Source organism: Planomonospora algeriensis, from assembly GCF_977012225.1.
Genome location: NZ_CDRNDK010000837.1, coordinates 1 through 1459, shown reverse-complemented (window position 1 = coordinate 1459; position 1459 = coordinate 1). Strand labels below are relative to the sequence as shown.

At 77.5% G+C, this 1459-nt stretch carries 1 pseudogene; it reads left to right on the top strand.

From position 1 onward, the window contains the following. A pseudogene (locus ACWJ6R_RS36230) lies at positions 1–1459 on the top strand (hypothetical protein); the annotation flags it as partial.

Below are 1459 nucleotides of genomic sequence, written 5' to 3'. Positions count from 1 at the left end.
CCGGCCGGGATCGAGGGGCGACCCGGTGGCAGGCGGCCGGGGTGCTCGCGGTCGCGGCGGGCTCGGGCGTCCTCAACGCGCTGCTGCACAGCGAGCAGCTGGTCGTCCGCCGCGACCCCGCCACCTACGCGCAGTACGCCGTCTGGCTGGCCACCCGCGGCTCGCTGCCGATCCCGTACGGCGAGGCGGCCTTCGGCGGGCCGGACGCGGCGCTCCGCTTCGACAGCGTGGGCTTCTTCGACCACGGCGGCGCGGTGGTGCCGCAGTTCATGCCGGGGCCGCCGATGGTCTACGCGGCCGGCCACTGGCTGGGCGGGCTGCCCGGCCTCCTGCTGACCCCGCCGGTGCTGGGGGCGCTGGCGGTGCTGGTGTTCGCCGGGACCGCCGCCCGGCTGGCCGGGGCCCGGTGGGCGCCGCTCGCCGCGCTGGCGTTCGCGGTCTGCCTGCCGATCCTCTACACCTCGCGGACCACCTTCAGTGAGATCCCGTCACTGATCCTGCTCTTCGGCGGGCTCTCGCTGCTGCTGGACGCGCGCTCCCGGCTCGGGGCCGCGCTGGCCGGGCTGGTCTTCGGGCTGGCCGTGCTGGTCAGGATCGACGGCCTGCGGGACGTGCTGCCGGTGCTGGCCTACGCGGGACTGCTGATCGCCCTGCGCCGGGCGAGGGCGGCCGGGGACTCCGGCGGAGCAGGGGATTATGAGTCCCCGGGAACGGGCGGTGGCCGCCTGGACGGGCGGCTGGGGCCGCCGCTGCTCGGTGGGCTGCTCGTCGGGACGGGGCTGGGCTTCGCGGCGGCCTTCCTGCTGGCCGAGCCGTACCTCGACTACCTCGCGGCGTCGTGGCGGCCCCTGCTGACCGTCTGCGGCGCCGTACTGCTCCTCACCCTGGCCGTCGCCGCGCTCGCCCCCCGGCTGGCGGGCCCGCTCCGGCGGGCCGCGCGGGTCCGGTGGCTGCCGGAGGCCGCGGCCGGGCTGGTGGTGGCGGTCATGGCGGCCTTCGCGGTCCGGCCCTGGCTGCAGACCGTGACCCGCCGGGCGGTCACCCCCGAGGACCGGACGACCGCGGAGTTCATCGAGAAGACGCAGGCGGCGAACGGGCTCGCCGTCGACGGCACACGGCTCTACTACGAGGACTCGCTGCACTGGGCGGCCTGGTACGTCGGCGTCCCGGCCGTGCTGCTCGCCGCGCTGGCCGCCGCCGTACTGGCCCGCAGGCTGGTGCGGGGGACGGCGGGCGAGTGGCTGCTCCCGCTGGCGGTGATCGGCTGGACCACGGTCACCACGCTCTACCGCCCGGCGATCACCCCCGACCACCCGTGGGCCGCCCGGCGACTGGTCCCGGTCGTGCTGCCCGGCCTGATCCTGCTCGCGGTCTGGGGGCTGAAGCGGATCCTCCGGGCGGTCCGGGAGCGGGGGCACGGCCCCGGCGCGCGGAGGGGCGCCGCCGTCCTCGGCGCGCG